The following is a 26,689-nucleotide window of genomic DNA, read 5'->3' on the forward strand; positions in this document are numbered from 1 at the left end:
CCCGCTTTCCTGCCTTGCACGCAGCCGGCTGCCGCATGCTGGCCGGATTTGTGCCGGAATGGGGTTAAATCTTGATGACCACGCTCAGCGCTTGAACTCGATGATGTCGAGTTTCGATTCGTAGTAGGGCGCGGGAAGTTCGACGCGCCATTCGCTGGCACCGGTGCGGAAGGCATAGCCGACCTGGTCGGTTTGCGGACCGCTGCCATAAGGTTTTGCCCGATCATTGTTGACGGAGCCGGAGCCGAGATAGATGGCGCGCTGCTCGCCATCGTCGAAAAAGCGGCCCTGGGTTCGCTGCGAGCCGCTGATTTTTTCAAGCCGCCAGCCGGAACCATCGTCGGTCACCTTGCACTTGAACCAGCCATAGATGACGAGCGGGCTCAAACCGCCTGCCTTGATGGTGCGGCACTTCCAGCTGCCGGTCAGGTCCTTGTCGGAGAACGACACCAGCGGCTTGGACAGCAAGGCATCGAGTTGTTTGACCTCGGCCGGGCTGCCCGCCTTCGCCTCGGCGAGCGCCGCCTTGCGCGTCTCGCCATATTCGTCGAGGCGGACCTTGTCGGCAGGCGTGATCAGCTTCTGCACCTGGCCGTCGGCAAGAGCGGGAAGGTTGCAGCAGAGCAGGCCGATGACGGCAAAAAGGGGACGAAGGATCATCTGGAACTCCCTGAGTCTCTAAAATGCAGTCGACAAAAATGGCAGTTAATGTCTGGAGCGGCGCCGTTGCCGGTCGATGGCTGATTTTATCGGGTCGCCCGCGCCTGTCATCCGTGCTTAACAGCGTCGCCGTCAGAAATCATGGTGTGACGCATGCGAATCTTGCTCACGGGATCGTCGGGTTGGCTGGGCAGCGCGCTGGCGCCGCGCCTGCGCGCGCTTGGCCATGAGGTGATTGGCCTCGACCCTGTTCCTTCGGTGGAAACGCAGATGATCGGCTCGATCGCCAACCGCAATCTGGTCATGCGGGCGGTCGGGCACAACCGAATCGAAGCCATCATTCACAGCGGCGCGCTGCACAAGCCCAATATTGAGAGCCGCGCCAACAGCGATTTCGTCGCCACCAACGTGCAAGGCACGCTTAACCTTCTCGACGCCGCGGTGGCGAGCGGCGTGCAGCGCTTCGTCTTCACCTCGACCACCTCGCTGATGATCTCGCAGGCGATACGCGACGGGTTCAAGGGCGGTGCGCGCAAGGCCGCCTGGCTGACCGAGGCGATGTCGCCCGAGCCGCGCAACATCTATGGCGTCACCAAGCTTTCGGCCGAACATCTCTGCCGCCTCTATCATCTGCAGCATGGCCTGCCGGTGGTCGTGCTGCGCACGGCCCGCTTCTTTCCCGAAGCCGACGACATGGCGCATGCGATCGAACAGTCTGACGCCAACACTAAGGCGAATGAATTGCTGTTCCGCCGGCTGACGGTGGAAGACGCGGCGGAAGCCCATGTCGCTGCGCTGGAGAAGGCGCCACAGCTCGGCTTCGACATCTTTATCGTCTGTGCGCCGACGCCGTTCCGGCCTGATGATTGCGCCGAACTGATCGCCGATGCGCCGTCAGTGGCCGCGCGCTATTTCCCGGATTTTCCGGCGCTGTACGCGCAAAAAGGCTGGACGATGTTTTCCTCCATCGACCGCGTCTATGATGCCTCGCGGTTGCGGGAGAGGCTCGGCTTTGTCTGTAAGACGAGTTTTGCCGATGTGCTGGCGGCGCTGAGGGCGGAGGAGGCCGCCTAGCGCATTGCGCTCAGGCGACCTTCGCCGCCTGCGCCAAGTCCGCCGTCAGATCGCCATAGCCGGTCGCGCGCCGCTCATAGGCGAGGCCGAGCAGGGCGGCGGCCTTTTCCGCGACCTTGTCGAGTTCCGGATCGTCGGTCTGGGCGAGATAGACTAGCTTCTCGTAATTGCCGAAATAGTCCTTGATCAGCTCCGGGTGCTTGTCGAGGCCGAGCGGCTTCATGAAGAAGGAATCGAACTGACGGCACAGGAAGTCCGTCATATAGAAGGACATCATGTCGTCGTCGGCGATCTTCGCGTAGGCTTCCATGCCTTGATAGAAGGCGAAGCAGTGCGGGCCGGCCATGCGCTCGACGCCATGCTTCTCGATGACGCGGTCGAGCAGGCCACCGGTGCCGCAATCGGCATAGCCGACGAAGATGTGCGCGTACCCCTCCGTCTTGGCCTTCTCGATCGCCTTGTCCATGGCGGGTGCGATGCGGTCGGGATAAAAATGAAACTCTGCCGGCAGGCAGGTCAGTTCCAGGTGATCCAGCCCGAGCTGTTCCTTGACGGCCAATACCTCACGCGCAATCATCCCACAGGCGATGACAAGCAACCTGTCTGTTTGATTCGGTTTCGTTTTTTGCGTCTTGACCAAGTCGATCAGGCTTTCGCTGCGGGGCTAATTTATCTGTCGAGGGAGACACCATCCATGAAACTGCTACGCATCGCGCCGATAGCCATCCTTGCCTGCGCACTTGCACTCACCGCCTGCGCCAACACCATTCGGGGTGTCGGCAAGGATGTCAAATCGACCGCAAGGGCAGTCAAGGACACTGTCGCCAACTGATCGGCAGCCTTTCCCATCATCTGGGAACAAAAAAGCCGCGCTGCAAGGCGCGGCTTTTCTTATCGGTCATCCTGATGCCTTGGGTCAGGCCGAAGCGCGGACATTGTGCTTGCGCTTCATGAAGTCCTTGGCGGTCTCGACCGCCACCGCGGCATCGCGGCAATAGGCGTCGGCGCCGACGGCCTTGCCGAATTCCTCATTGAGCGGCGCGCCGCCGACCAGCACGACATAGTCGTCGCGAATGCCCTTTTCCTTCATCGTGTCGATGACGACCTTCATGTAGGGCATGGTCGTGGTCAAAAGCGCCGACATGCCGATGATGTCGGGCTGATGCTGCTCGATCGCATCGAGATATTTCTCGACCGCATTGTTGATGCCGAGGTCGATGACGTCGAAGCCGGCACCTTCCATCATCATGCCGACGAGGTTCTTGCCGATGTCGTGGATGTCGCCCTTGACGGTGCCGATCACCATCTTGCCCTGTTTCGGCGCGCCGGTGGCGGCGAGCAGCGGACGCAGGATGAACATCCCGGCCTTCATGGCGTTGGCGGACAGCAGCACCTCGGGAACGAACAGGATGCCGTCGCGAAAATCCTCGCCGACGATGCGCATGCCTTCGACCAGCGCCTCGGTGAGCACCTTATAGGGCGCCCAGCCGCGCTCGAGCAGAATGCGCGTGCCTTCCTCGATCTCTTCCTTCAACCCGTCATAAAGGTCGTCGTGCATCTGCTGCACCAACTCGTCGTCGGAAAGTTCAGAAAGGATGATCTCGTCGTCGGACATTTTTATCCAGCTCCTCACGGCATCGCGACTGTGTCGCAAGGCACAAAATATTAGCGTTCATACCTAACCCGCAACGGGCGGCTATCCATAGCTGATTTGCGACTTCCCGCAAAAGGAAAGCGACTGGAAAATCTATTGGTTTTCTTGTCGATTTTGCGACAGGCGTTGGCGCGGACGGGCCGTTTCGAATAGGGTGCTTGGCTACGATCCGGCGAAAGCCGCGCCATGCGGCCAGAACGGCTACGGACCGGCCATCGTCAGGCCAGGCCATATTCAGGGAAGAGCGATCATGAGTGAACACGCGGCAGTCGACCAGGAAGCGTCAAACGCGCGGCGTGGGCGCGGCGCGAGCGGCGGAGCGGCGGCAAGGCGCGCCGCGCGTTCCGGCGGCGGACCCGGCACCCAACTCACCTACATCAAGCGCAAGATCAACATCTATGAGGTGCTTGACGAGGAAGGCCTCGCGCTGATCGAGAAGAACACCGATACGGTGCTCGAAGAGATCGGCATCATCTTTCGCGATGACGCCGAAGCGTTGCAGCTGTGGAAAGAGGCCGGCGCCGACGTCCAGGGCGAGCGTGTGCATTTCCCGAAGGGGCTTTGCCGTTCGCTGCTGAAGACCGCGCCGTCCGTCTATACCCAGCATGCCCGCAATTCCGAGCGCTCGGTGCAGATCGGCGGCAATGCTACCGTCTTTGCGCCGGTCTATGGCCCGCCCTTCGTGCGCGACCTTGATGGTGTCAGGCGCTACGCGACGATCGAGGATTTCCAGAATTTCGTGAAGCTCGCTTACATGGCGCCGTCGATCCACCATTCGGGCGGCACGGTGTGCGAGCCGGTCGACGTGCCGGTCAACAAGCGCCACCTCGACATGATCTATTCGCACATAAAATACTCGGACAAACCGTTCATGGGCTCGGTGACCGCGCCGGAACGCGCCGAGGACACCGTCGCCATGGCCAAGCTCGTGTTCGGCGACGATTTCGTCGAGAACAACACGGTGCTGACCAGCCTGATCAACGCCAACTCGCCGATGGTGTTCGACGAAACCATGCTGGGCGCGCTGAAGGTTTATTCGCGCCATAACCAGGCCTGCATCGTCACGCCGTTCATCCTTGCCGGCGCGATGAGCCCGGTGACGGTCGCCGGCACGTTGACGCAGGTTCTGGCCGAAGTGCTGGCCGGCGCATCGTTCACGCAGCTCATCCGGCCGGGCGCGCCGGTGCTGTTCGGCACTTTCGCCTCGTCGATCTCGATGCAGTCGGGAGCGCCGACCTTCGGTACGCCGGAGCCGTCGCTGGTGTCCTATGGCGCCGCACAGCTCGCACGCCGCCTCGGCCTGCCGTTCCGCACCGGCGGTTCGCTGTGCGCGTCCAAGGTTCCGGATGCGCAGGCGGCCTATGAAAGCGCCAACACGCTGAACTCGACGATCCTTGCCGGCACCAACTTCGTCCTCCACTCGGCCGGCTGGCTCGAGGGCGGGCTGGCGTCCTGCTATGAAAAATTCATGATGGACATCGATCAGCTCGGCATGCAGCAGAAATTCTCCGAAGGCGTCGACCTGTCGGAGAACGGCCAGGCGATGGACGCCATCCGCCAGGTCGGCCCAGGCAGCCACTATCTCGGCTGCGACCACACGCAGGCCAATTTCCAGACGGCGTTCTATCGCTCCAGCATCGCCGACAACAATTCCTACGAACAGTGGCTGGCCGAAGGCGAGAAAACCGCGCCGCAGCGCGCCAATGAACTCGCCCGCCGCTGGCTGGAGAGCTACGAGGCGCCGCATCTCGATCCAAGCATCGACGAAGCCCTGAAGGAGTTCATCGCCAAGAAGAAGGGGTCGATGCCCGACGCCTTCACTTGAAAGGAGCCCGAGTCAGGCGGGGCTAAAGTCGCCAACATCATCCACAAGGAAGTCTGGCGGAGCGCCTTCTCCGATCCGGACAACAAGGGATGATTGCCCGCGGCATGGTCGAAGAGATCACGGCCGCGCTCGGCGTCAACGGCCTCATCCTGCGTGGCGGCTTCTTTTTCCCCGGTGATGAGGATGCCCCTCATAGCGCCTCGGGCGCGCCGGCGAAATCCGTGCTGCTGGTGGGGCAGGCGGGTGCGGCACCCTGGCCGCATTTCCTGCGCTGGCGGGAGCAGCAGCGCTCGACAATCGCCGATCCGCTCGACAGCTGGTCGCGGCAGGTCATCGGCGATGTGGCGGAGGCATTCGGCGCGCGCGCCGTTTCTCCCTCCGACAAGCCCTATCTGCCGTTCCAGCAATGGGCTGTCCGGGCCGAGGGGCTAAAACCGTCGCCGCTCGGCATTCTGATGCATCCGCAATACGGGCTTTGGCATGCCTATCGCGGCGCTTTGCTGTTCGAGGACGAGATCGCGCTTCCGGGGCAGGGCGCGGCAGCGCATCTCTGCGATGCCTGTGTTGAGAAACCTTGCCTGAAATCCTGTCCGGTCGATGCCTATTCCACGAAAGGCTTCGCCTATCAGGCCTGCCTGGCGCATGTGCGGGGAGGGAATGGCGAACCGTGCCGGAGCGGCGGCTGCCTCGACCGCAATGCCTGTCCCTATGGCACGGAATATCGCTATCCGTCTGATATCCAGGCCTTCCACATGGCGGCATTCGCCGGCCTGTGATCGTCCCGCGATCCTGCACGAAATGTTGACGGGTACTTTCAAGGAATGCCTTGCCGTGGCAGGCCGCGTGGATATGTATCGCGCATCCGACAAATGGAGCGCGCAATGGCGAAGCAGGATCTCAGGATCAAGACCCGTGACGGCGTGGCGAAAGCGGGCCTGTTCCGTTCGGCCAAGACGCCCTCCGCCAAGTCCGGCGTCATTCTCTACCAGGACGCCTTCGGTCCGCGTCCGGCGCTCGACGGCATGGCCGAGCGGCTGGCAGGCGAGGGTTACGCGGTGCTGGTGCCGGACCTCTTCCATCGCAACGCGCCCTATGGTCCGTTCGACGCCAAGACCGCCTTCACCGAGGAAAGCACCAAGGCAGCGCTGATGGCGCTGGTCACCGGCACGACGCAGCAGATGACCATCAGTGACGGCGAAGCCTTTCTCGATGCGCTCGCCGAGGAAGGCGTCACCGGTCCGATCGGCACCGTGGGTTATTGCATGGGCGGCGCGCGGGCGCTCAATGCGGCCGCGGCCTACCCGGACAGGATCAGGGCCGCCGCGAGTTTCCATGGCGGCAATCTCGCCAGCGATGTCGCCGACAGCCCGCACCGCAAAGCGGCATCCATCAAGGCGCGTGTCTATGTCGGCATGGCGGGGATCGACAGGAGTTTCCCGCCGGAGCAGTCGACACGGCTGGAGGAGGCGCTGCGCAATGCCGAAGTCGACCACGCCATCGAGAACTATGTCGGCATGGCGCATGGCTGGTGCGTGCCGGACCACAGCGTCTACAACCAGGCCGGCGCCGAACGGCATTGGCAGAGGCTGATCACGCTGTTTGCGGAGACGCTGGGATAGGGGGGTCTGCCTGCTTGGGATAAGCTCCAATTTCGGGCACTCCAGCACGAACCTTCGAGAGTTGGCGCCGCTCCTCATCCGCCCTGCCGGGCACCTTCTCCCGTGAACGGGGTGAAGGAGGAGGGCGCTTGCCAAAAAAATCTTTCCATCATCCCAAGGATTAGCCATTAGCCTTCGTCCAACAGGCAAATGATGGCGATGATGCTGGATGAGAGCGAAGCCTCCGACGCCGAACTGATCGGGCGGGCGAAGGGCGGAGACAGGGGGGCCTTCGGCACATTGCTGGAGCGCCACTACGACTTCGTCTATCGCGCCGCCTATCGCTGGTGCGGCAAGAAGGCCGATGCCGAAGACATCGCCCAGGAAGTCTGCGTCCGGCTCGGCAAGGCGATCCGCGACTATCGCGGTGGAGGTGCCTTCACGACATGGCTCTATTCCGTGACGATGAACGCGGCGCGCGATATGATGCGCAAGACCACCCGCGAGACCGTGAAGACCGAGGCCTATGGTGTCCATGCGCTGATTTCGGGCGAGGCCCCGGCCGAGAGCGAGGATCCGGCCGAGGCGCTGTGGGCCGCCGTGCGGCAGCTTCCGGACAAGCAGCGCGACGCCGTGCTGCTGGTCTATTGCGAGGGCTTGAGCCATGCGGCCGCTGCCGAGGCGATGGCGATCTCGGAGACGACGGTTTCCTGGCACATCCATGAAGCGAAGAAACGGCTGAAGACGCTGATGCGCTCGGCCGGGGAAGTGTGACCATGGTCGACGACAACGAACTCAACAGACTGCGCGATATCGCGGCACCGGCGCCGGGTGAGAGCGCGAAGGCGCGCGCCTTCGAAGCCGCCTTGCGCGCCTATGATGAGGAAATTATTTCTGCCGTCACCCAAGGATCGGTCGGCGGCCTTCGTCTCACAGAGCGAGCACAAAAGCTCTGGAGCGAGATCATGCAAAAGAAACTCATCGCCACGCCGGCCCTTGCCGGGCTCGTCGCCCTGCCGATCGCAGGATACGCCACTTTCCATCTGCTGAGGGAACAGCCGGCCAAATTCGGCGGCGACGAAAAGATCACCGAAACGCTGGCCGACAAGCCGGCGACGCTGAAGCCGGCCGAGCCGAAGCAGGCGAAGCCGGAGATCAACCAGCCGCTTGCAGCCACCGAGCCGGCCAAGGACAAGAAGGCCGACGCGGATGTCGAAAGCCGCGACGCCAGCGATGCGCTCGTCGCGCCGGCTTCGCCGCCTAAATCCGAATCGACCGTTGCCGGCGGCACAGCGCAGCAGCAGAAAGCGCTCGGACGAGGCGTGCTGAGCGAAATTGCACCGCCAGCGCCGGCGCCAACCGGCGAATTCGCGCTCGAGGGCAGTGCCTCGCGAGCTGCTCCCGAGTCCAAGCTGATGGCCCCGCAGCAGCCTGCCATGGCGCCGGCGGATCAGATCGCGCCGCAAGAGGAAAACCGCAATCGCGTCCAGGATTTCAAGACCAATCCGGTGCATGCGGCACTGGAAGACCCCGTCTCGACCTTCTCGATCGATGTCGACACCGCCTCCTATTCCTTCGTGCGCCGTTCGCTGAAGGAAGGGGCCGTGCCGCAGGCCGACACCGTCCGTGTCGAGGAGATGATCAACTACTTCCCCTATGACTGGAAGGGGCCGGACTCGGCGTCGACGCCGTTCAATTCGACCGTCAGCGTCATGCCGACGCCGTGGAATGGTCACACCAAGCTGATGCATGTCGCCATCAAGGGCTTCGACATCAAGCCGACCGAGCAGCCGAAGGCCAATCTGGTCTTCCTGATCGACGTCTCGGGCTCGATGGACGAGCCGGACAAGCTGCCGCTGCTCAAGTCGGCATTCCGGCTGCTGGTCAGCAAGCTCAGGGCCGACGACACGATCTCGATCGTCACCTATGCCGGTGAGGCCGGCACCGTGCTGATGCCGACCAGGGCTGCCGAGAAGGACAAGATCCTGAACGCCATCGACAATCTCACGCCCGGCGGTTCGACGGCCGGCGAGGCCGGCATCAAGGAAGCCTACAAGCTTGCCCAGCAATCCTTCGTCAAGGACGGCGTCAACCGGGTGATGCTGGCCACCGATGGCGACTTCAATGTTGGACAGAGCGACGACGATGATCTCAAGCGCCTGATCGAGCAGGAGCGCAAGAGCGGTGTCTTCCTGTCGGTGTTCGGCTTCGGCCACGACAATCTGAACGACCAGATGATGCAGACCATCGCCCAGAACGGCAACGGCACCGCCGCCTATATCGACACACTGGCCGAGGCGGAGAAGGTACTGGTCGAGGATGCCTCCTCGACGCTGTTCCCGATCGCCAAGGACGTGAAGATCCAGGTCGAGTTCAACCCCAACAAGGTCTCGGAATACCGCCTGATCGGCTACGAGACCCGGGCGCTCAACCGCGAGGACTTCAACAATGACCGCGTCGATGCCGGCGATATCGGCTCGGGCCATTCGGTCACCGCGATCTATGAGATCACCCCGAAGGGCAGTGGTGGCGAGCAGATCGATCCGCTGCGTTATGGCCAGGCCACGGTCAACAATGGCGGCGTCGCCAATGCGGATGAATATGCCTTCGTCAAGATCCGTTACAAGCTGCCCAGCGAGGACGTCTCGAAGCTGATCACCACGCCGGTGACATCGGCCAACGAGGTGGCGTCCTTCGACCAGGCCAGCACCGACCAGCGTTTCTCCGTCGCGGTCGCCGCCTTCGGCCAGAAGCTGCGCGACGAGGATGCGACCGCGAAGTTCGGCTACGACAAGATCATGGAGATTGCCACTGCCGCCCGAGGAGCCGACCCGTTTGGGTACAGGTCCGAGTTCCTCTCGCTTGTGCGCCTTGCCTCGGCGCTGGGCGGTAACCGGTAGTGGCGATGACGGCCGGTTTCCTTCAGGTGGGATCGTTCTGACAGGGGAAACCGGCCCACGGGCGGGTGAGGCAGGCCGGCGAGGGGTTCATTCCCTTGCCGGCCTTTTTTTCGGATTTTCCGAGGTCGTTAAATTGCGCGTTATTTCCGGTAGAGGATCGCAACCCGGGTCCATTATTCAGGACTGGCCTTCGGGCTTGAGGGAGCCGCAATTGCAGATCACCACCATCGCCAACTCGTTGCCGCCGGCGCGAGAGATTCCAGCACAAACATCGACGGCTTCGCCCGGACCATCAGCCGAATCCAAACGCATCAGCGACGATGTCGCGCAGGCCCGTCACACCGCCATGTCGGCGCTGACCAACGACCGCTTCCGCGCCATGCTGGAACAGATCACCGATCCGGCTTCGTCCGGCGCGCTGATGACGATGCGCGGCGACAATGCCGTCGATTTCAAGTCGGCGCAGTCGAGCTACGCCGACAACAGCGAATAATCGAAATCCTCAGGCTCGGCTGCGGCGACGCTCGCGGCGCGCTTCGCTGGTCTCGGCGGTGTTTTGCGTTGCCACCTTGTTGCGCATCGGACCGATGCGCTCGACGATCGTCTCGACCGTCGGGCGGCTGGCCTTGGTGTGGCCATCGAGCGCCTTGCGCATGGCGGCGAGGTGCTGGAACGACGTGCCGCAGCAACCGCCGACAATCTTGGCGCCGGCATCGACGGCGAGGCGAACATAGTCGGCCATCAGTTCCGGCGTGCCGGAGTAATGGATCTCGGTGCCGCGGAATTCCGGAATGCCGCAATTGCCCTTGACGATCACCGTCGCCCGCGGCTTCGCCTCAGTCATGTCGAGCAGCGAGGCCAGGATGTCCGAGGCGCCGACGCCGCAATTGGCGCCAACGCCGAGCGGTGCTTCCGACAGCCCGTCGGCGACGCCATGGATGTCTTTCGGCAGCAGGCCCATCATGGTGCGGCCGGCGGTGTCGAAGGAGCCGGTATAGGTGTAGGGGAGGCCGACACGGATGGCGGCTTCGGCGGCGGCGCGTATCTCGTCGGGCGCCGACATGGTCTCGATCCAGGCGACTTCGGCGCCGCCTTCCTTGAGACCCTCGATCTGCTCGGCGAAGGCGTCGACCGCCTCGTCATAGGTCATGGCGCCAAGCGGCACCAGCAATTCGCCGGTCGGGCCGACGGAGCCGGCAACGATCACCTTGCGGCCGGCCTTGTCGGCGACGGCGCGGGCAATCTCGGCGGCGCGCTTGTTGAGTGCATGCACGCGGTCCTGCGCATGGTGGAGTTTCAGCCGGTGGCGGGTGCCGCCGAAGGAGTTGGTCAGGATGATGTCTGCGCCGGCATCGACGAAATTCTGGTGCAGGCTGGTGATGGTGCCGGGCGCCGTCTCGTTCAGCAGTTCGGGTGCCTCGCCGGCCTCCAGACCCATCGCGAACAGGTTGGTGCCGGTGGCGCCATCGGCCAGCAGCACGCCCTTTTCAGCCAGCAGGGCATCGATCGGATTGGTGGTGGTCATCGGATTGGCTTTCGTGTTTCAAATTCGAATAAGGATATAAAGAAGTCTTTATGTCTAGTCAATGATTTGTGGCGACCTTCGGCAATGCCAATGGCGTGGCCTTCGACCGTGTCGGGGTCCAGCATTCGAATGACCATGATTGCCGTCGATCAGACAGAGCCTGACGGGAACGACATGCCGGCCAGATTGCGGGCGAAGCTTGCTGCCTCGTGCGGATTGACGTCGGCGGCACGGATCAGATTGTCGAAATGCTGGGTCAGTGCCTGGACCGGCTGGGTGGCGTTCAGCACGACATACATGTCGCCGACATAGATGGCGGCGCGATAGGGGCCGAAGATGGTGAGCGGGATCGAATAGCGCATGCGGCCGTCATAGAGAAACAGGCGGAAGGTCGGATAGAGATCGTCGAGCAGCGTCGCCATATGGGCGAGCTGCTGCCGGCGGTCGGCCTCGGGAAAGCGATCCCACACACCGAGGCCGCGCGCGAAAATCTCCAGCGTGTGGCGCGGCATGCAGACTTCCATGTCGGTTTCCGGGCGGCGGTTGTATTCGATGCGGTATTGCGTCTCGCTGGCCTGCGCCAGCCGGCTCCTGTTGGTGATGTTGGCTTCGTAGTCGACCAGCGCGCGGGTTCGCAGCAGATCGGGAATGCCCGCGGGCACGTAGCGGATCTTGGTGCCCGCTGCCTCGGCGAACCATTTGGCGAGCAGCGTGCGGTCGAAACCATCGGGCGCTTCCTCGATCTCCAGGCTTTCGCGGATTTCGCCGGTGACGCCTTCGTCCTGGCTGAGGCCCAGCAGCCAGTCCAGCGACACCTTGAATTCGGCGGCGATGTTGAGCAGCGTTTCGGCACGCGGCAGGCGCGTCGAGGCACCTGACATCAGCTGCGACAGTGCCGACCGGTCGATGCCGACCGCTGACGCGAAGGCCGACTGGTTGAGGTCCGAGCGTGTCAGGAGCAGCTTCAGACGCTCCCGGAAAATTGCTGACAGATCGCGTTTGTCCATCGTCCGCTTCTCCGAGTCTTGAGGAAAAATTTGCGTCAAGGCAGCCTGGTGAGGCGTCTCAGGCGTAAATGAATCCCTAAGGTTGTTTACAATGTGTAACATGTGCGGTCAAAAATGCGCAATCGCAACATTTTGTATACTTTGTCGCGTTGAGTGGAATCGTTTCTCCTGACACTATGCTGTCAGGAACCAGTTGGGGTTCCGACGACTGAGGGGCAGTGGTCGATAGCATGACAGGCAAGAGCATCAAGCGACGCAACGCACCGGCCATCGAGTGGCCGACAGTGGTTCTCGCTTTCTTCTGCTACGGAACATGGCTTGCCACCGGTTTCCTGCTCTGGCCGTCCTATCCCATCCTCGCGCTCGCTCTCCTTGGCTTCATCCTGGCACTGCAGTCGTCGATCATGCACGAAGTGCTGCATGGCCATCCGACGCGCAGCGCGTTGATCAACGAGGCCTTCGTCTACCTGCCGATCGGCCTGGTCTGGCCGTTCCGCCGCTTCAAGACATTGCATTTGCGCCACCATGCCGACGAGCGGCTGACCGATCCGCTCGACGATCCGGAAAGCTATTACCAGGCGCTGTGGCAGCATGACGATTTGCCGCCGACGATGAAGTTCCTGCTCAAGATCAACAACACCATGGTCGGCCGTTTCTTCCTTGGCCCCTGGCTGTCCTGCATCGGCTTCTTCATCGACGATTTCAAGCAGATGATGGCCGGCGACAAGGCGATCCGCAAGGCTTGGCTGCTGCATGCGATCGGCCTCGCCATCGTGGCGCCGATCGTGCAGTTTGGCTTCGGCATTCCGCTGTGGCTCTACATTCTGGCGCCGGTCTGGCTCGGCCAGTCGCTGATCGCGATCCGCACCTTTGCCGAGCATCAGTGGTCCGAGCATCCGGAAGGCCGCACGGTGATCATCGAGCGCTCGCCGCTGTCGTTCCTGTTCCTCAACAACAATCTGCACTTCGTCCATCACAAGACGCCTACGGTGGCCTGGTACAAGCTGCCGAAACTGTTTCGCGAGCGTCGCGACGAATGGCTGCGGATGAACAACGGCTATGCCTATCCGAATTATTTCGCGCTGATCAAAGCCTATGCCTTCAAGGCGAAAGAGCCGATCGTGCATCCGGTGCTGCGGCGTGCGCCCGAGCACGGCCGGGCGTTCAAGCCGCGTATCCGGGCGCGCAACATCAATGGCCTCGGCACCGCGCCGGTGCCCGCCGAGCCGCCCAAGGAATAATCCGGGGCATCCCTCGGGTTCTGTGTCGGCCAATTCTGATTGGACGCCGCGTTTTTGCGATCCTTTCTACAGACATGATGATTTGATATCGGCATGAGTGAATCGATTGCGGCCCTGCCGATGTACGATTGGCCCGAAGTGCGCGGCGAGGTCGATGCGCAGTGGGCGCTGCTGCGCGATGCCTTCCGGCAAAAGGGCATCGACGCACCGCAAACCATCGTGCGTCGCAATGGCGATCTGCCGCCGGTGCCGGGCGGCATCCACGATGCCCAGGGGGTCCTGATCGCGCCGGATCCAGCGACATCGCCACCGGATGAACTCGATTATCATATGCTCTGGCTACATCCGGCGCTGCTGTTCGCGCAGACCTGCTGGGGGCCGATGGAACTCGGCCTGTCGAGCCATGTGCAAGTGGTCAGCCAGCCAAGCTATGACGCCTATGAAGGCGGGCAGGGCGAACTTTATTCCAGCGCGCTGGTGATGCGGACAGGCGAGGGGCCGGAGGCGCGATCGCCCGCGGATGGCAAGGCCGTGCTGCCGCTCGACCTGCTCCGCGGCAAACGCTTCACCTTCAACAGCCTGGATTCGATGTCGGGCACTCTCGGCCTGACGCGCGATCTGCAGGCGGCCGGCGAAAGCCTCGCTATCTTTTCCTCGCGCAGCGAAAGCGGCGGTCATCGCGCTTCGATCGTCACTGTTGCCGAGGGCAGGGCAGATGTCGCCGCGATCGACTGCGAGAGCTGGGCGCTGGCGCAGCGTTTCGAACCGGCGGCACGTAAGGTTGTGATCGTCGGCTGGACCGCACGGCGCAAGGGCCTGCCCTTCATCACTGCCAGGACGACGCCGGAAAAGACCGTCCGGGCAATGCGTGAAGCCTTGACTGGGTTAGCCGAGCAGCCTCACATCCAGCGGGTAGGTTGAAAGCTGCTCGTTGCCGGTCTCGGTGATCAGGATCTGCTCCTCGATCTTGACGCCTTCGCGCCCGCCAAGCCTGCCGATATAGCTTTCGACGCACAGCACCATGCCCGGTTCGAGCATGCCGTCCGGCGTGTCCGGCGTCCAGTCGCTGGCATGTGGCAGCGTCGGGTATTCGTCGGCCAGGCCGACGCCGTGATAGAGCACGCCGTAACGGGTCGGGAAGCAGTCTCCAGGCGGCACGGCCGAGTGTTCGACAAGGTCACGAAACGAGATGCCCGGCCGCATCAATTCGGTATTGTGGGTGATCTGGTCAGCGGCGATGCGGAACAGGTCGCGCTGTTCGTTGGTCGGCTTTGTATCGCCGCACAGCCAGGTGCGCGACAGGTCGGCGCAGAAGCCGTAGGGGCCGATCAGGTCGGTGTCGAAGGCGACGAGGTCGCCGGCCTCGATGATGCGCGACGAGCACTCCTGGAACCACGGATTGGTGCGCGGGCCGGACGCCAGCAGCCGCGTCTCGATCCATTCGCCGCCGCGCGCAATGTTGCCGCGGTGCAGTTCGGCCCACAACTCGTTCTCGGAAATGCCGGGCTGCAGAGCCTGTTTCATCTCGCCCATCGCCGCCTCGCAGGCAACGATGGCGCGGCGCATGGCGAGGATTTCGTCCGGTGATTTGATCAGCCGGGCATTCTCCATCACCGCTTCGCCATTGCCGATGGAGATGCCGAGACGGGCGAGTTCCTCGGCGCCTTCCGGATTGATGTGATCAACCGCGATGCGGCTGTTGCCGCCGCCATGTTCCCTGACCAGATCGGCAATGCCGGCGGCCCAGCGGCGGACTTTCTGCTCTGTCAGTTCGCCGCCATAGAGATACATCCACGACACGGCCGGACGCACCTCGTCGACGACGCCGGAATGGTCGGACAGGTGCTCGCAGGAGAAATAGTCGAACAGCACCACCGGACCCTCGGTGGCGACGAAACAATGCCGAGTCGGGTTGTGCGCCACCCACAGCTGCATATTGGTGCTGTCGGTGGCGTAGCGGATGTTGACGGGATCGTAGAGAAGGGCGCCGGCATAGTCGCGGCGCTTCAGCTCGGCGCGGATGCGCTCCAGCCGGTATTGGCGCATCGCCGGCAGGTCGGGCGCGGCAATCCCTGCCGCTGCCCATTCAGCTTCCGCCTGCGCGCCATAGCCCAGCACATGCTGGTTGAGAGACGCCGCCTTCTGGCGGGAGGCTTCGCGCAGCGCCTCGATCGAGCCGGGCTCGAACGGCATGATCTTGCGATGGCGGCCGAAGCTGCCCTTTGGCGCCGCGCTGTCCATCGTCGAACCTCAGGTCCGCATCTTCTCGCCGCTCGGGTCGAAAGGCGCTTCGACATTGATTCGCGCCGGGCGGCGGTGTCCGAGGATCTCGATCTCGAAAAGGCCGGCACTTTCGTCCTCGGCCAGTGCCGCCGGAACGTAGCCCTGCGCCATCGACTTCTGGACGTAGTGGGCATAGCCGCCCGACGTGATCCAGCCGACCACGCGCCAGCCGCCATCGACGATGCCGCGCACGGCGGAAGCGCCTTCGGCGGCGTTGGAGCCGCGCACTTCCTTGCCCTTGTCATCGAAGCGCGGCGCGCCATAGCCATGCGGCTTTTCCACCGTGCCGTAGTCCTTGCTGACCTTGGCCCAGATCGGCTCGTCGCCCATCACATCGGCGTCCGCCGCATCGACGATGAAGGAGACGCGACGCAGTTTCGGGCCTTCCGCCTGTTCCTTGGCAGCGGCTTCGCGGCCGATGAAGTCGTTCTTCTCCAGCTTGATGAAGCGATCCATCGACCCTTCGAACGGACCGTAGATCGGCCGCAACTCGCGGAACCAGGTCGGGAAGTTCTTTTCCAGGCGCATCGACAGCAAAGCGCGCATGCCGAAATCGACCAGGCCGAACTCCTCGCCGGCGTCCTTGATCGCCTTGTACACCAGCCGCTGATAGGCCGGCGCCATCCAGATCTCGTAGCCGAGATCGCCGGTATAGGTGATGCGGTTGACCATGCAGGGAGCGCCGCCGACCGCCATCTCGCGGAAGTCCATGAAGCGGAAGGCTTTCGTCGAGATGTCGACGTCGACCAGCTTCTGCAAGAGGTCACGGGATTTCGGCCCTGCGATCGACAGGCCGACAAGCGTCTGGTCGAAACGGTGGATGCGCACCGAACCGTCCTTCGGCAGGTGCTTCTCGAACCAGCGCATGTGGTATTTCTGCGCCGCCGACGAACCCCAGATCATGAAGCGGTCTTCGCCGGCCTTGGCGATGGTGAAGTCGCCGATCAGCTTGCCGAATTCGTTGATCATCGGGGTGAGCACGATGCGGCCGGTCTTCGGCATGCGGTTGGTCATCAGCCGGTTGAGGAACTCTTCCGCGCCCGGTCCCGACACTTCGTATTTGGCGAAGTTGGCGATTTCGGTGACGCCGACGCGCTCACGCGTGGCGCGCACTTCCTCGCCGATGGGCCCAAAATCGTTGGAGCGATGGAAGGAGACGATGTCCTTCGGTTCCTTGCCCTTCGGCGCGAACCAGAGCGGGGTTTCAAGACCCCAGGAGTCGCCCATGACGGCGTTGTTGGCGAGCATCGTGTCGTAGAGCGGCGTCGTCTGGGCCGGCCGCGCGGCCGGCAGCTCCTCGTTGGGGAAACGGATGGAGAAGCGGCGCGAATAGTTTTCGCGCACCTTGGCGTTGGTGTAGCGCAGGCCTGCCCATTCGCCGAAGCGGGCGACATCCATGCCCCAGACGTCGAAGCCCGGATCGCCATGGACCATCCAGTTCGACAGTGCGAGACCGACGCCGCCGCCCTGGCTGAAACCGGCCATGACAGCGCAGGCGCACCAGAAATTGGTCAGGCCCTGCACCGGACCGACCAGCGGGTTGCCGTCGAGCGCGAAGGTGAACGGCCCGTTGATGATCTGCTTGATGCCGGCCTTCTCGATGCCGGGGAAGTGCTTGAAGCCGATCTCCAGCGACGGCGCGATGCGGTCGAGGTCGGGCGGCAGCAATTCGTGGCCGAAATCCCACGGCGTGTTGATCGGCGACCACGGCTTGCAGGCTTTTTCATAGGTGCCGAGCAGGATGCCGTTGCGCTCCTGGCGTGTGTAGATCTCGCCCTTGAAGTCGAGCACGCCGATCATTTCGCGGCCCGTCGACTTGTTGAACTCCTCGACCTCCGGCATCGGCTCGGTGAGGAGGTACATGTGCTCCATGGCCAGCACGGGCAGCTCGACGCCGACCATGCGGCCGATCTCGCGCGCCCACAGGCCGCCGCAATTGACGACATGCTCGGCGTGGACCGTGCCCTGTTCGGTGACGACATTCCAGGTGCCGTCGGGCTGCTGCGTGAGATCGACGACGCGATTGCGCAGCACGATCTCGGCGCCGAGTTTCTTCGCCGCCTTGGAGTAGGCGATGGTGGTGCCGGACGGGTCGAGATGGCCTTCCACCGGATCCCACATGGCGCCGACGAAGTTCTTCTCGTCCATCAGCGGGAACATCGCCTTGGCTTCGGACGGCGTGATCAGCTCGGTGTCCATGCCGAGATAACGCCCCTTGGCATGGGCAAGGCGCAGGAAGTCCATGCGTTCCGGCGTGTCGGCCATCATCACGCCACCGGTCAGGTGCAGCGAGCAGGACTGGCCGGAGATTTCCTCGATCTCCTTGTAGAGTTGCACCGTGTAGGCCTGCAGCTTGGCGACGTTGGGATCGCCGTTCAGCGTGTGGAAGCCGCCCGCCGCGTGCCAGGACGAGCCGGAGGTCAACTCCGAGCGCTCGATCAGCATGATGTCGGTCCAGCCGGCCTTGGCCAGGTGATAGAGCACCGAGCAGCCGACGACACCGCCGCCGATGACAACCGCTTTTGCATGGGATTTCATGAAGATAGGTCCGTTTTTAGAGAAATTGAATCGGATAAGCGCGGCGCGAAGACGAAGCGGAGGTCGGAGACAGTGGTATCCTCGACCAGCCTGCCGTCAAGCGCGGCAAGAATGGCTTCACAGACGGAAGTACGATGTTTCAGAACGTCATGGTTCCAAAGACGCAGGATCGAATAGCCTTGGCCGCGCATGAAGTCGTCGCGGCGGCGGTCATGTGAACTGCCGGCGTGTTGCGAGCCGTCAATCTCAACGACGAGCCTTCGCTCGCGGCAACAGACGTCAGCAAAAAAGGGGCCGATGGAAAACTGGCGTGTAAAGCGATAGCCGCCAAGCTTGCGCGCCTTCAGTTCAAGCCAAAGCAATGCTTCCGCCTGATTGCCTGCTTGCCTGAGGTTGCGCGCCCGCTGGGTTGTGCCTGTCTTGCGGCGACTGCGGGGTTGACCAGCGGCTTCCCCCACTCCGTCGCCGCTTCGCGGCGCCACCTCTCCCCCCTCCGGAGGGAGAGGAAGGGAGCCATCCGCGGCACGCTCGCGCCCTTCCTCTCCCCCGTCGATCGGGGGAGAGGTGTCGAGCGCAGCTCGACGGAGTGGGGGTCGACTGTTCATCAACAACATTGATCAAAAATCGGTCGGCGCGCCGCCTTCGGCTGTGCGCTTCTGGACGAAGTCGTTGAGTTCTTCGCGGATCGCCGGGTCCATGTAGGGCTCTTCATAGGACGCCAGTCGTTCCTTCCAGACCTTGTTGGCCTTTTCGATCGCCGTCGGCGAGCCGGCTTCCGCCCAGGTCTCGAAATTGCGCCAGTCGGAAATGATGGGCGAATAGAAGGCGGTCTTGTAGCGGTCCTGCGTGTGCTGGGTGCCGAAGAAATGGCCGCCGGGGCCGACCGACTGGATGGCGTCGAAGCCGAGCGCCTCGTCGGACAGGTCGAGCGGGGTGAGGAATTCGGCCACCATCTGCAACAGGTCGATGTCGAGAATGGTTTTCTCGTAGGAGCAGCGCAGGCCGCCCTCGAGCCAGCCGGCGGCATGCATCATCAGATTGCCGCCGCCCTGGATGGCGCCCCATAGCGAGAACACGCTCTCATAGGCCGCCTGCGCGTCGACCGTGTTGGCGGCGCAGGTGTTGGAGGTGCGGTAGGGGATGTTGTAGCGGCGGGCAAGCTGGCCGCCGACAAGCTGCGCCTTCATATATTCGGGCGTGCCGAAGGCCGGTGAGCCTGACTTCATGTCGACATTGGAGGTGAAGCCGCCATAGCCGACGGGTGCTCCCTTGCGTACCATCTGGGCAAAGGCGATGCCGGACAGCGCCTCGGCATTCTGCTGCACCAGCGCGCCGGCAATGGTGACCGGCGCCATGGCGCCCGACAGGGTGAAGGGCGTGACGACAACGACCTGGCCCTTGCTCGACATCTGGATGATGCCTTCCATCATCGGCACGTCGAGCTTGAGCGGCGAATTGGTGTTGATGATGGTGAAGACGGACGGCTCCTCGAGCAATTGCTCGTGGCTGATGCCGCGCGCGATCCTGGCGATCTCGATGCCGTCGACATTGCGCTCCTTGCCGAGCGAATAAATGTGGAACACCTTGTCGGTCAGCGTGGCGAGGTCGCGGATGCATTCGAGGTGGCGCACCGACGGATGGATGTCGGTCGGTTCTACCGGATAGCCGCCGGTGCAATTCAGGATGTTGTGCATCTGCGCCAGGCGCAGGAAATTGCGGTAGTCCTGCTGGTTGCCGGGCCGTCGCCCGCGGTCGATGTCGGAGCAGTTGGGCGCCGACGCCATCATCGAGATGATCAGATTGTCGCCGCCAAAGCGCACATTATGCGCAGGGTTGCGGGCATGGATGGTGAATTCCGACGGGCAGTGCGAGACGAGTTCGAGGATCATGTCGCTGTCGAAGCGTACGCGCTCCGAGCCTTCGCGCACATCGGCGCCATGCGCCTTCATGATGCGGCGGGCTTCGTCGTGCAGGACGTCGACACCGATTTCCCGCAGTACGCGCAAGGAAGCGAGGTGGATCGATTCCAGCTCGTCTTCCGACACCAGCCTGGTCGGCGCCAGCGGGTTTTTCAACTGGCGGAAAGCCGGTTGCTCGAAGGCGGCCGAGCCTCCAGCGCGCTTTCCGGCGCGGCCGCCACGGCGGGCACGGTCGGGTGCCAGAGCCGGTTCCAAGGGGTTTAGGGCGGCGGTCATGATGGTCCTCGTAGGATGCGAATAGCGGCCGGCATAATGGACCGGCGACCCGCCAGCCATTGCGGAGGCGGCGACCACTAGGGCGAGGGAAGCGACATGCCTGAACGGCAGCCGCATGGCTGCGACATTGCCCGGTCCACAGCGTCGCGCCCGACGAGTGCCGAGCGCGATGGATATCGACGGGTCGTACGTTACAGTATCGTCTTTTACTTCTGACATACTCGCTACTTCTGACATACTTGCGCGCCGAGTGTCTCTGGAGGGACAGCCATGCCTGACGTCGTCAAAGTGCGTGCCGCGACAAACAACGAAGTCGCGTTCCTTTCCTGGGACATAGACGGGATGATCCCGGGCTGCCTCGGTTTCGAGATCGTGCGCCTCTATCCCGGTACAGGCGAGGAGCGCTGCCTGGCCTCCTGGGTGCCCTTCAAGGGGCAGAGGAACAAGGACTGGATCCCGCAGGATACCGGCGTCTGGCCGGTGCAGAAGACATTCTGGCGCGATCTCACCGTGCGGCGCCGGCGCGACAGCATTGACGTCAGGCCGGACGGCGAAATGATCGCCTACCGGGTGCGCCCGGTCGGCGACATGAAGCCAGGCCTCGATGCGGTGCCGGTGCGCCCTGATCAGATCGTCGACGGCAAACCCGCCTACACCGGCACGGCGCGCCCGCTCGGTTATCTCGGCAAGGGTGCGGTCAGCCCGCCGATCTATCTGGGTCAGATGTTCGGCAAGGCGCGGGTTGCCTTCACCAATGGCGTGCTGTCGACGCAATGGATGTCGCATGCGCTGCAGGAGGCCGGCATCAAGGTCGGGCAGCGCGACAAGATCAGGGCAGTGCTGCAGGACCCGACGAGCAAGATACGGGCCTATCTGCATGGCGATGTTCCCGACGTGCTGACCAGCCTCCTGACGCGGGCCAAGACCGAAGGCGGCACCGTCAGGCTCGCGCTCTATGAACTCGGTGACGACGAGCTGTGCGATGCCATCATCGCCGCCAAAGACGCCGTCGAGGTCATCCTTTCCAATTCGGGCAGGGACGACGAGACCAAGGCCTGGGATGCCGGCAATGCGCCATACAGGAAGCGCCTGCATGACGCGGGCGTCGTGGTGACGGACCGCCTGTTCAACAACAACCACATCGGCCACAACAAATTTGCCGTCTACCGCGATGCCCACGGCAAGCCGCAAGCAGTGATGACCGGCAGCACCAACTGGACGTCGACCGGTATCTGCGGACAGTCCAACAACGCCTTCATCCGCGACGATCCGGCGATGGCCGAGATCTTCGACGCCTATTGGCAGCGCATGAAGGCCGACGTCTTTCCGCCCCCGGCCTCGGAAAGTGCGGCCGGTCGTGTCGCGCAGACACAAGGCGTGCCGTTCCGCGGGGAGAACCACATGCCCAATCCGCTCAACGGCGCCACCGCAGCGCTGGACGGCATGACGGTCTGGTTTTCGCCCAACGACCCTGACCGCAACAAGAAGGACATCTCCGTGCGGCCGGTCGACCTCGCGGATGTGTTTGCCCGCATCAAAGCGGCGAAGCGGGCGGTGCTGTTCCTGGTGTTCAATCCCTCGCTGCTCGGCGACAACTCGATCGTCGACCAGGCCGTGGCGGCGGCCAAGGCCGATCCGAACCTGATCGTGCAGGGCGCGATCTCTGACGAAACCGCCATGCCCAACTATGTCGCGCCGACCAAGGATGCGGTCACACACAAGTCGAACAAGGACGGCAAGGCGCCGTTCGTCTATCCGGAGAAGGTCTGGGAAGCGCCGAACGTCTCCATCGTGCGTGCGGCAAACCTGACCGGCGCCACGATCGCCCGCGACTTCCAGGCGGAGGTGCTGACCGTCGGCCATGCGATCGTGCACGACAAGATCGTCATCATCGATCCGATGGAAGACAACGCCACCGTCATCACCGGCAGTCACAATCTCGGTTACAAGGCGTCCTACGAGAACGACGAGAACATGGTGATCGTCGAGGGCGACAAGACCTTCGCGGCCGCCTATGCCGTGCACATGCTTGACGTGTTCGACCACTACAAATTCCGCGCCTGGCGCAGGACAATCGGCAAGGGGCCTTCCGACGACGACGGGCTCAATATCGACGACAAGTGGTTGAAGCCATACGCCGACGGCAAGAAGGGCGCGATTGCCCGCTATTTCCCGTAGTGCCGCCGGGCCGGGGATCCGCCATTCATTCCAGTCCGCGGCCGCTCGGCCAGAGCCGCGCCTGCGCGGTGGCGACGGCAATCTGCGCGGCGCTGCTGCTCACCATGCCGTTGATCTGGGGCGGTGTTGCTGGTGATGCGCGCGGTCGGCTACAGCGTATATACGATGGCATTGGTCGAACTCGGCAGCCGCTTCAAGGGCACGCTGCTCGTCACCGGCAATGCGGCCTTCGCCCTGCTGTGGGGCGTTGGCGGCATTGTCTGCCCGCCGGGTGCCGGTCAGCTGATGCAAGGCATCGGCCCGCTGGGCCTGCCCGTGGTGATCGCCGGTCTCGATGCGGTACTGGTCGCCTTCGCCTTGTACCGCTCCTAGCAACGTCGAGCCTCCTGACATGGATCTGGCTGGAGCAAGCGCTTTCCGCCGGCGGGGCTTTCGGCTGTCTGGCCGAACCGTTAATCCTGCCGGGCACCAACGGTAGGACCATGGCCGCGGCGGATTCGAAAACTGGCGAAGGAATGCAATGGGCGGCGATCACCGGCGTGATCGCGACCGTCTCGGTGTTCGCCATCGCGCAGGGTCTGTCCTATCCGCTGCTGAGCTTCATCCTGCAGCGCCAGGGCGTCTCGCCGGCGATGATCGGCCTGTCGGCTGCGATGACGCCGATCGGCTTCATCGTCTCTTCGCCGCTGATCCCGGGGCTGGCGCGGCGGTTTGGGGCGGGCCGCACGGCGCTTACTTGCGCCGCGCTCTCGGCCGTCGTGCTGGCGCTGATCGGCTGGACGCAGAATGTCTATCTGTGGTTTCCGCTGCGCTTCCTGATCGGCGTGGTGACCAATCCGCTCTATGTCTTGAGCGAAATCTGGGTAATTGCCCTTGCGCCGCCGGCCAGGCGCGGGCGCATCATGGGCGTCTATTCGACGATCATTTCGGCCGGCTTCGCGGCCGGCCCGCTCTGCCTGCTCGCCGTCGGTACGCAGGGATGGCCGCCCTTCCTCGTCGGTATTTGCGCCTTCGTGCTATGCGGCATGTGCCTGGCGTCGGTGCTGCCGCGCCTGCCGAAGGTGGACGAGGCCGGGCATCGGGTTTCCGTTCTGGGCTTCGTACCGATGGCCTGGCTGCTTCTGTTGGCGGTCATCGTGGCCGCGGGGTTCGAACAGGGGGCGCTGGCCTTGCTGCCGGTCTATGGTAACCACTATGGTATCGCGGAAGCCCGCATGTCGGCGCTGCTGTCGATGATGATCGCCGGCAACATTGCCATGCAGGTGCCGCTCGGCCTGCTGGCGGAGAGGCTGACCGCACGCCTGGTTCGGCTTGCCTGTGTTTCCTTGACCGTGCTCGGATGCGTGTTGCTGCCGCTTCTCATCGAAACGCCGCTGATCTGGCCGATGATCTTCGTCTGGGGCGCGGTCTCCTATGGCATCTACACGATGTCGATCATCGAGCTTGGCGAGCGTTTCACCGGCTCGACCCTGGTCGCCGCCAACGCCGCCTTCTCGCTGATGTGGGGCGTCGGCGGCATAGCCGTGCCGCCGCTGGCTGGCAGCGCCATGGATATACTGGGCGCGAGAGGCCTGCCGATCACGCTTTGCCTCATGTGCCTGGCCCTGGCGGTCGCGAGCCTCCCCGGTCGCGGCAAGGCCTAAATCCTTGGCAGCAACTCTTGAATATCGGACGCGGCATGTCGATGTTGCATGCCCAAGCGTTGCCTATTTGGAGATTCCATGACCAAGCCCATCGCCAAGCCAGAAGCCGATACCGCGGACCCCTTCCTCTGGCTGGAGGACAGGACCAGCAAACAGTCGCTCGACTGGGTGCATGGCCAGAACGAGATCGCGATTGGCGAATTGCAAGGCGATCCTTCGTATCAGGCGTCGTTCCAGACGGCACTCGACCTGATGACGGCCGAGGACAACATCGCCGTCGGCGCGGCAATCGCCGGCCATGTCTACAATTTCTGGCAGGACAAGACCAATGCGCTCGGCCTGTGGCGCCGCACGACGGTCGCTTCCTACAAGACCGAGAACCCGGTCTGGGAAACGATCATCGATTTCGACCAGCTCGCGGCGAAGGAGGGGATAAAATGGGTGTTCAGCGGCGCCAGCCGGCTCTATCCGGACTTCAGCCGCTGCCTGCTCTCGATGTCGCCGGACGGCGGCGACGCCAGCGAGATGCGCGAATTCGACATTGAAACCAGATCGTTCATCGAGGGCGGGTTCCGTGCGCCGGCTTCCAAGTCGGGTTTCGGCTGGCTGGACAAGGACACGGTCATCGTCTCGGCGGCCTTCGAGGAATCCGACAAGACCGAGTCCGGCTATCCGCGTGTGATCAAGCTCTGGAAGCGCGGCACCAGCCTCGAAGACGCAACACCCATTTTCGAGGCGCAGAAAGACGATCTCGCCGCCGGCGCGGGCGTCGAGTTCGACGGCGACAAGCGTCACGTGTTTCTGGCGCGGGCAATCAATTTCTTCGCATCGCACAGTTTCCTGCATCTCCCGTCCGGTGAGAACAGGCGCATTCCGCTGCCCGACGACGCCACCGACACATCGCTTTTCAAGGACCAGCTGGTGTTCGGGGTGCGCACGCCCTGGACGGCGCCGGACGGCACGCTGTGCCAACCGGACGGGCTCTATTCGCTCGATTTCGCCCACTGGATCGAAACCGGCGGCTTGGGCACCATCGAAACCCTGCTGGCGCCGGCGCATCGCGTGTCCATCGCCGGGCTCGCCAGAACGCAGGACCGGCTGTTCATCAGCCTGATGGACAATGTGCGCGGCAAGGTTCTCGTTTGCGAGCGCAAGAATGGCGCCTGGTCTCTGAAGCCGGTCGCGTTGCCTGAGAACGGCACTGTCGGCATCAGCCATGCCGAGCACTTCGGCTCCAGCGTGTCCTTCTCCTTCACCGATTTCCTGACGCCAAGCTCGATCATCTGGTCGGATGACGATGGCGAGACGCTCGCCACGGTGAAGTCGCAGCCGGCGCGCTTCGATGCCGCGCCGCTGATCTCGGAACAGTTCGAGGCGCGCTCGAAGGACGGCACGATGATCCCATACTTCGTCGTCAGGCGGCGCGACCAGAAAGGACCGGTGCCGACGCTGCTCTACGGCTATGGCGGCTTCGAAGTGCCGCTCTTACCCGGCTATGCCGGCGTGCGCGGCAGGCTGTGGCTGGAGAAGGGCAATGCCTATGTGCAGGCCTGCATTCGCGGCGGCGGCGAGTTCGGCCCGGCCTGGCATCAGGCGGCGCTGAAAGGCAATCGCCAGAACGGTTTTGACGATTTTGCCGCGGTGGCCGAGGACGTCGTCAGGCGCGGCATCGCGACGGCAGGCTCGCTCGGCATCCAGGGTGGCTCGAATGGTGGCCTGCTGACCGGCGTTTCGCTGACGCAGCGCCCGGACCTTTTCGGCGCCGTCATCATCGAGGTGCCGCTGCTCGACATGCTGCGCTACACCGAATTGCCGCCCGGCGCCTCATGGATGGCCGAGTATGGCGATCCGTCGAAGCCGGAGGACGCCAGGTGGCTGGCCGCCTATTCGCCCTACCAGCACGTCAAGGTGGGTGCCGACTATCCGCCGGTGCTGCTGACGACCTCGACCGCCGACGACCGCGTCCATCCCGGACATGCCCGCAAGATGGCGGCTCGTCTGCAGGAGGCCGGCCACGACAGGACACTGTTCTTCGAGGAGACCGAAGGCGGCCATGGCGGTCGGGGCGACCGCCGGCCGCAGGCGGCACAGACGGCGATGAAATATGTCTTCCTGCAGCGGGCACTGAGCGCCAAGGCTTAGAAGTATTCCGTCATGGGCCAGGCAAAGGGTGGTTCACCTCGGCCAGCCTTTGCTCTAAGGTGCCTGGCATGGCTCCTGCTATGACCTTTGTCTGCACGTTCGGGGTCGCGGTGACACCGTCACCGCGCACGCTGCGTGCGGAGCTTTTGCGGCTGTGCGCCCGCATCGGTTATTCGCCACCCGCCGCCCTCTGATGCATTCGCCCCGGCGCCAGCCGGACTGAATC

At 63.4% G+C, this 26,689-nt stretch carries 23 protein-coding genes and 1 pseudogene; 15 read left to right on the top strand and 9 right to left on the bottom strand.

Annotated features, from left to right (window positions below; all coding sequences use genetic code 11):
• Positions 1–84 precede the first annotated feature (84 nt).
• Complete coding sequence (locus tag CK228_RS07770; protein WP_095787433.1) at positions 85–660, bottom strand: DUF4893 domain-containing protein; 576 nt, start codon at positions 658–660, stop codon at positions 85–87.
• 153 nt (positions 661–813) lie between these two features.
• On the opposite strand from CK228_RS07770, the gene CK228_RS07775 reads away from it, so the two are divergent.
• Positions 814–1,734, top strand: coding sequence for an NAD(P)-dependent oxidoreductase (locus CK228_RS07775; protein WP_095787434.1), 921 nt, complete (start codon positions 814–816; stop codon positions 1,732–1,734).
• Between the two features lie 10 nt (positions 1,735–1,744).
• On the opposite strand, the gene CK228_RS07780 is transcribed toward CK228_RS07775, so the two are convergent.
• A complete protein-coding gene (locus CK228_RS07780; RefSeq protein WP_095787435.1) occupies positions 1,745–2,374 on the bottom strand; it encodes a DUF1638 domain-containing protein in 630 nt (209 codons plus the stop codon).
• Between the two features lie 54 nt (positions 2,375–2,428).
• Here CK228_RS07780 and CK228_RS07785 point away from each other — a divergent pair, with 54 nt between their 5' ends.
• Positions 2,429–2,566 (top strand): entericidin A/B family lipoprotein, encoded by a 138-nt coding sequence (locus CK228_RS07785; RefSeq protein WP_019858698.1) that lies wholly within the window; start codon positions 2,429–2,431, stop codon positions 2,564–2,566.
• 84 nt (positions 2,567–2,650) lie between these two features.
• On the opposite strand, the gene CK228_RS07790 is transcribed toward CK228_RS07785, so the two are convergent.
• Complete coding sequence (locus tag CK228_RS07790) at positions 2,651–3,349, bottom strand: B12-binding domain-containing protein (RefSeq protein ID WP_032930649.1); 699 nt, start codon at positions 3,347–3,349, stop codon at positions 2,651–2,653.
• A gap of 289 nt (positions 3,350–3,638) precedes the next feature.
• Here CK228_RS07790 and CK228_RS07795 point away from each other — a divergent pair, with 289 nt between their 5' ends.
• The 6 genes from CK228_RS07795 to CK228_RS35205 all read left to right on the top strand — a co-directional run bounded on the left by CK228_RS07795 (position 3,639) and on the right by CK228_RS35205 (position 10,204).
• Positions 3,639–5,213, top strand: a complete 1,575-nt coding sequence (locus CK228_RS07795; protein ID WP_095773112.1) for a trimethylamine methyltransferase family protein — start codon at positions 3,639–3,641, stop codon at positions 5,211–5,213.
• Positions 5,214–5,302: 89 nt separating this feature from the next.
• Positions 5,303–5,989, top strand: a complete 687-nt coding sequence (locus tag CK228_RS07800) for a hypothetical protein (protein ID WP_095787436.1) — start codon at positions 5,303–5,305, stop codon at positions 5,987–5,989.
• Positions 5,990–6,094: 105 nt separating this feature from the next.
• Positions 6,095–6,832, top strand: coding sequence for a dienelactone hydrolase family protein (locus CK228_RS07805; RefSeq protein WP_095787571.1), 738 nt, complete (start codon positions 6,095–6,097; stop codon positions 6,830–6,832).
• Positions 6,833–7,024: 192 nt separating this feature from the next.
• Positions 7,025–7,585 carry an RNA polymerase sigma factor gene (locus CK228_RS07810; RefSeq protein ID WP_095787572.1) on the top strand — a complete coding sequence of 187 codons (561 nt, stop codon included), beginning with the start codon at positions 7,025–7,027 and terminating at the stop codon, positions 7,583–7,585.
• A 2-nt stretch (positions 7,586–7,587) separates the two neighbouring features.
• On the top strand, positions 7,588–9,711 hold the full coding sequence (locus CK228_RS07815) for a VWA domain-containing protein (RefSeq protein WP_095787437.1): 2,124 nt from the start codon (positions 7,588–7,590) through the stop codon (positions 9,709–9,711).
• A gap of 211 nt (positions 9,712–9,922) precedes the next feature.
• Positions 9,923–10,204, top strand: coding sequence for a hypothetical protein (locus CK228_RS35205; RefSeq protein WP_095787438.1), 282 nt, complete (start codon positions 9,923–9,925; stop codon positions 10,202–10,204).
• Positions 10,205–10,213: 9 nt separating this feature from the next.
• Here CK228_RS35205 and bmt read toward each other — a convergent pair whose 3' ends face one another.
• Both bmt and CK228_RS07830 read right to left on the bottom strand, forming a co-directional pair.
• Positions 10,214–11,236, bottom strand: coding sequence for a betaine--homocysteine S-methyltransferase (gene bmt, locus CK228_RS07825; RefSeq protein WP_095772940.1), 1,023 nt, complete (start codon positions 11,234–11,236; stop codon positions 10,214–10,216).
• A 149-nt stretch (positions 11,237–11,385) separates the two neighbouring features.
• The gene (locus CK228_RS07830) at positions 11,386–12,243 is read right to left on the bottom strand and encodes a helix-turn-helix transcriptional regulator (RefSeq protein ID WP_095772939.1); all 858 of its coding nucleotides are present in this window, start codon (positions 12,241–12,243) and stop codon (positions 11,386–11,388) included.
• Positions 12,244–12,473: 230 nt separating this feature from the next.
• Here CK228_RS07830 and CK228_RS07835 point away from each other — a divergent pair, with 230 nt between their 5' ends.
• Together CK228_RS07835 and CK228_RS07840 are read left to right on the top strand one after the other, a co-directional pair.
• Positions 12,474–13,484 (top strand): fatty acid desaturase, encoded by a 1,011-nt coding sequence (locus CK228_RS07835; protein ID WP_179295838.1) that lies wholly within the window; start codon positions 12,474–12,476, stop codon positions 13,482–13,484.
• Positions 13,485–13,577: 93 nt separating this feature from the next.
• Positions 13,578–14,405, top strand: a complete 828-nt coding sequence (locus CK228_RS07840) for a PhnD/SsuA/transferrin family substrate-binding protein (protein WP_095787439.1) — start codon at positions 13,578–13,580, stop codon at positions 14,403–14,405.
• On the opposite strand, the gene CK228_RS07845 is transcribed toward CK228_RS07840, so the two are convergent.
• From CK228_RS07845 to CK228_RS07860, 4 genes are all read right to left on the bottom strand, one after another.
• A complete protein-coding gene (locus CK228_RS07845; RefSeq protein ID WP_095787440.1) occupies positions 14,370–15,725 on the bottom strand; it encodes a Xaa-Pro peptidase family protein in 1,356 nt (451 codons plus the stop codon). The two genes, CK228_RS07840 and CK228_RS07845, sit on opposite strands and share 36 nt — an antisense overlap.
• A 9-nt stretch (positions 15,726–15,734) precedes the next feature.
• Positions 15,735–18,305, bottom strand: a complete 2,571-nt coding sequence (locus CK228_RS07850; protein WP_095787441.1) for an FAD-dependent oxidoreductase — start codon at positions 18,303–18,305, stop codon at positions 15,735–15,737.
• On the bottom strand, positions 18,302–18,787 hold the full coding sequence (locus tag CK228_RS07855; RefSeq protein WP_095787574.1) for a DUF559 domain-containing protein: 486 nt from the start codon (positions 18,785–18,787) through the stop codon (positions 18,302–18,304). The genes CK228_RS07850 and CK228_RS07855 overlap by 4 nt, the downstream gene beginning before the upstream one ends.
• A 135-nt stretch (positions 18,788–18,922) precedes the next feature.
• The gene (locus CK228_RS07860; protein WP_095787575.1) at positions 18,923–20,500 is read right to left on the bottom strand and encodes a trimethylamine methyltransferase family protein; all 1,578 of its coding nucleotides are present in this window, start codon (positions 20,498–20,500) and stop codon (positions 18,923–18,925) included.
• 270 nt (positions 20,501–20,770) lie between these two features.
• Between CK228_RS07860 and CK228_RS07865 the strand changes: the two genes are divergently transcribed.
• The 5 genes and pseudogenes from CK228_RS07865 (at position 20,771) to CK228_RS07885 (ending at position 26,657) form a co-directional block, all read left to right on the top strand.
• On the top strand, positions 20,771–22,678 hold the full coding sequence (locus CK228_RS07865; protein ID WP_095787442.1) for a phospholipase D-like domain-containing protein: 1,908 nt from the start codon (positions 20,771–20,773) through the stop codon (positions 22,676–22,678).
• Positions 22,679–22,737: 59 nt separating this feature from the next.
• Positions 22,738–23,050, top strand: a pseudogene (locus CK228_RS07870) (MFS transporter); the annotation flags it as partial.
• A 110-nt stretch (positions 23,051–23,160) separates the two neighbouring features.
• Entirely contained in the window at positions 23,161–24,321 is a 1,161-nt protein-coding gene (locus CK228_RS07875) for an MFS transporter (RefSeq protein ID WP_095787443.1), read from the top strand.
• 78 nt (positions 24,322–24,399) lie between these two features.
• Positions 24,400–26,463 carry a prolyl oligopeptidase family protein gene (locus CK228_RS07880; RefSeq protein WP_095787444.1) on the top strand — a complete coding sequence of 688 codons (2,064 nt, stop codon included), beginning with the start codon at positions 24,400–24,402 and terminating at the stop codon, positions 26,461–26,463.
• 68 nt (positions 26,464–26,531) lie between these two features.
• Positions 26,532–26,657: a capsid protein gene (locus tag CK228_RS07885; protein WP_095772932.1), complete on the top strand. Its 126-nt coding sequence runs from the start codon at positions 26,532–26,534 to the stop codon at positions 26,655–26,657.
• The last annotated feature ends 32 nt before the right edge of the window (positions 26,658–26,689 follow it).

The sequence above is a fragment of the Mesorhizobium sp. WSM4312 genome (assembly GCF_002294875.1).
Lineage (GTDB): Bacteria > Pseudomonadota > Alphaproteobacteria > Rhizobiales > Rhizobiaceae > Mesorhizobium.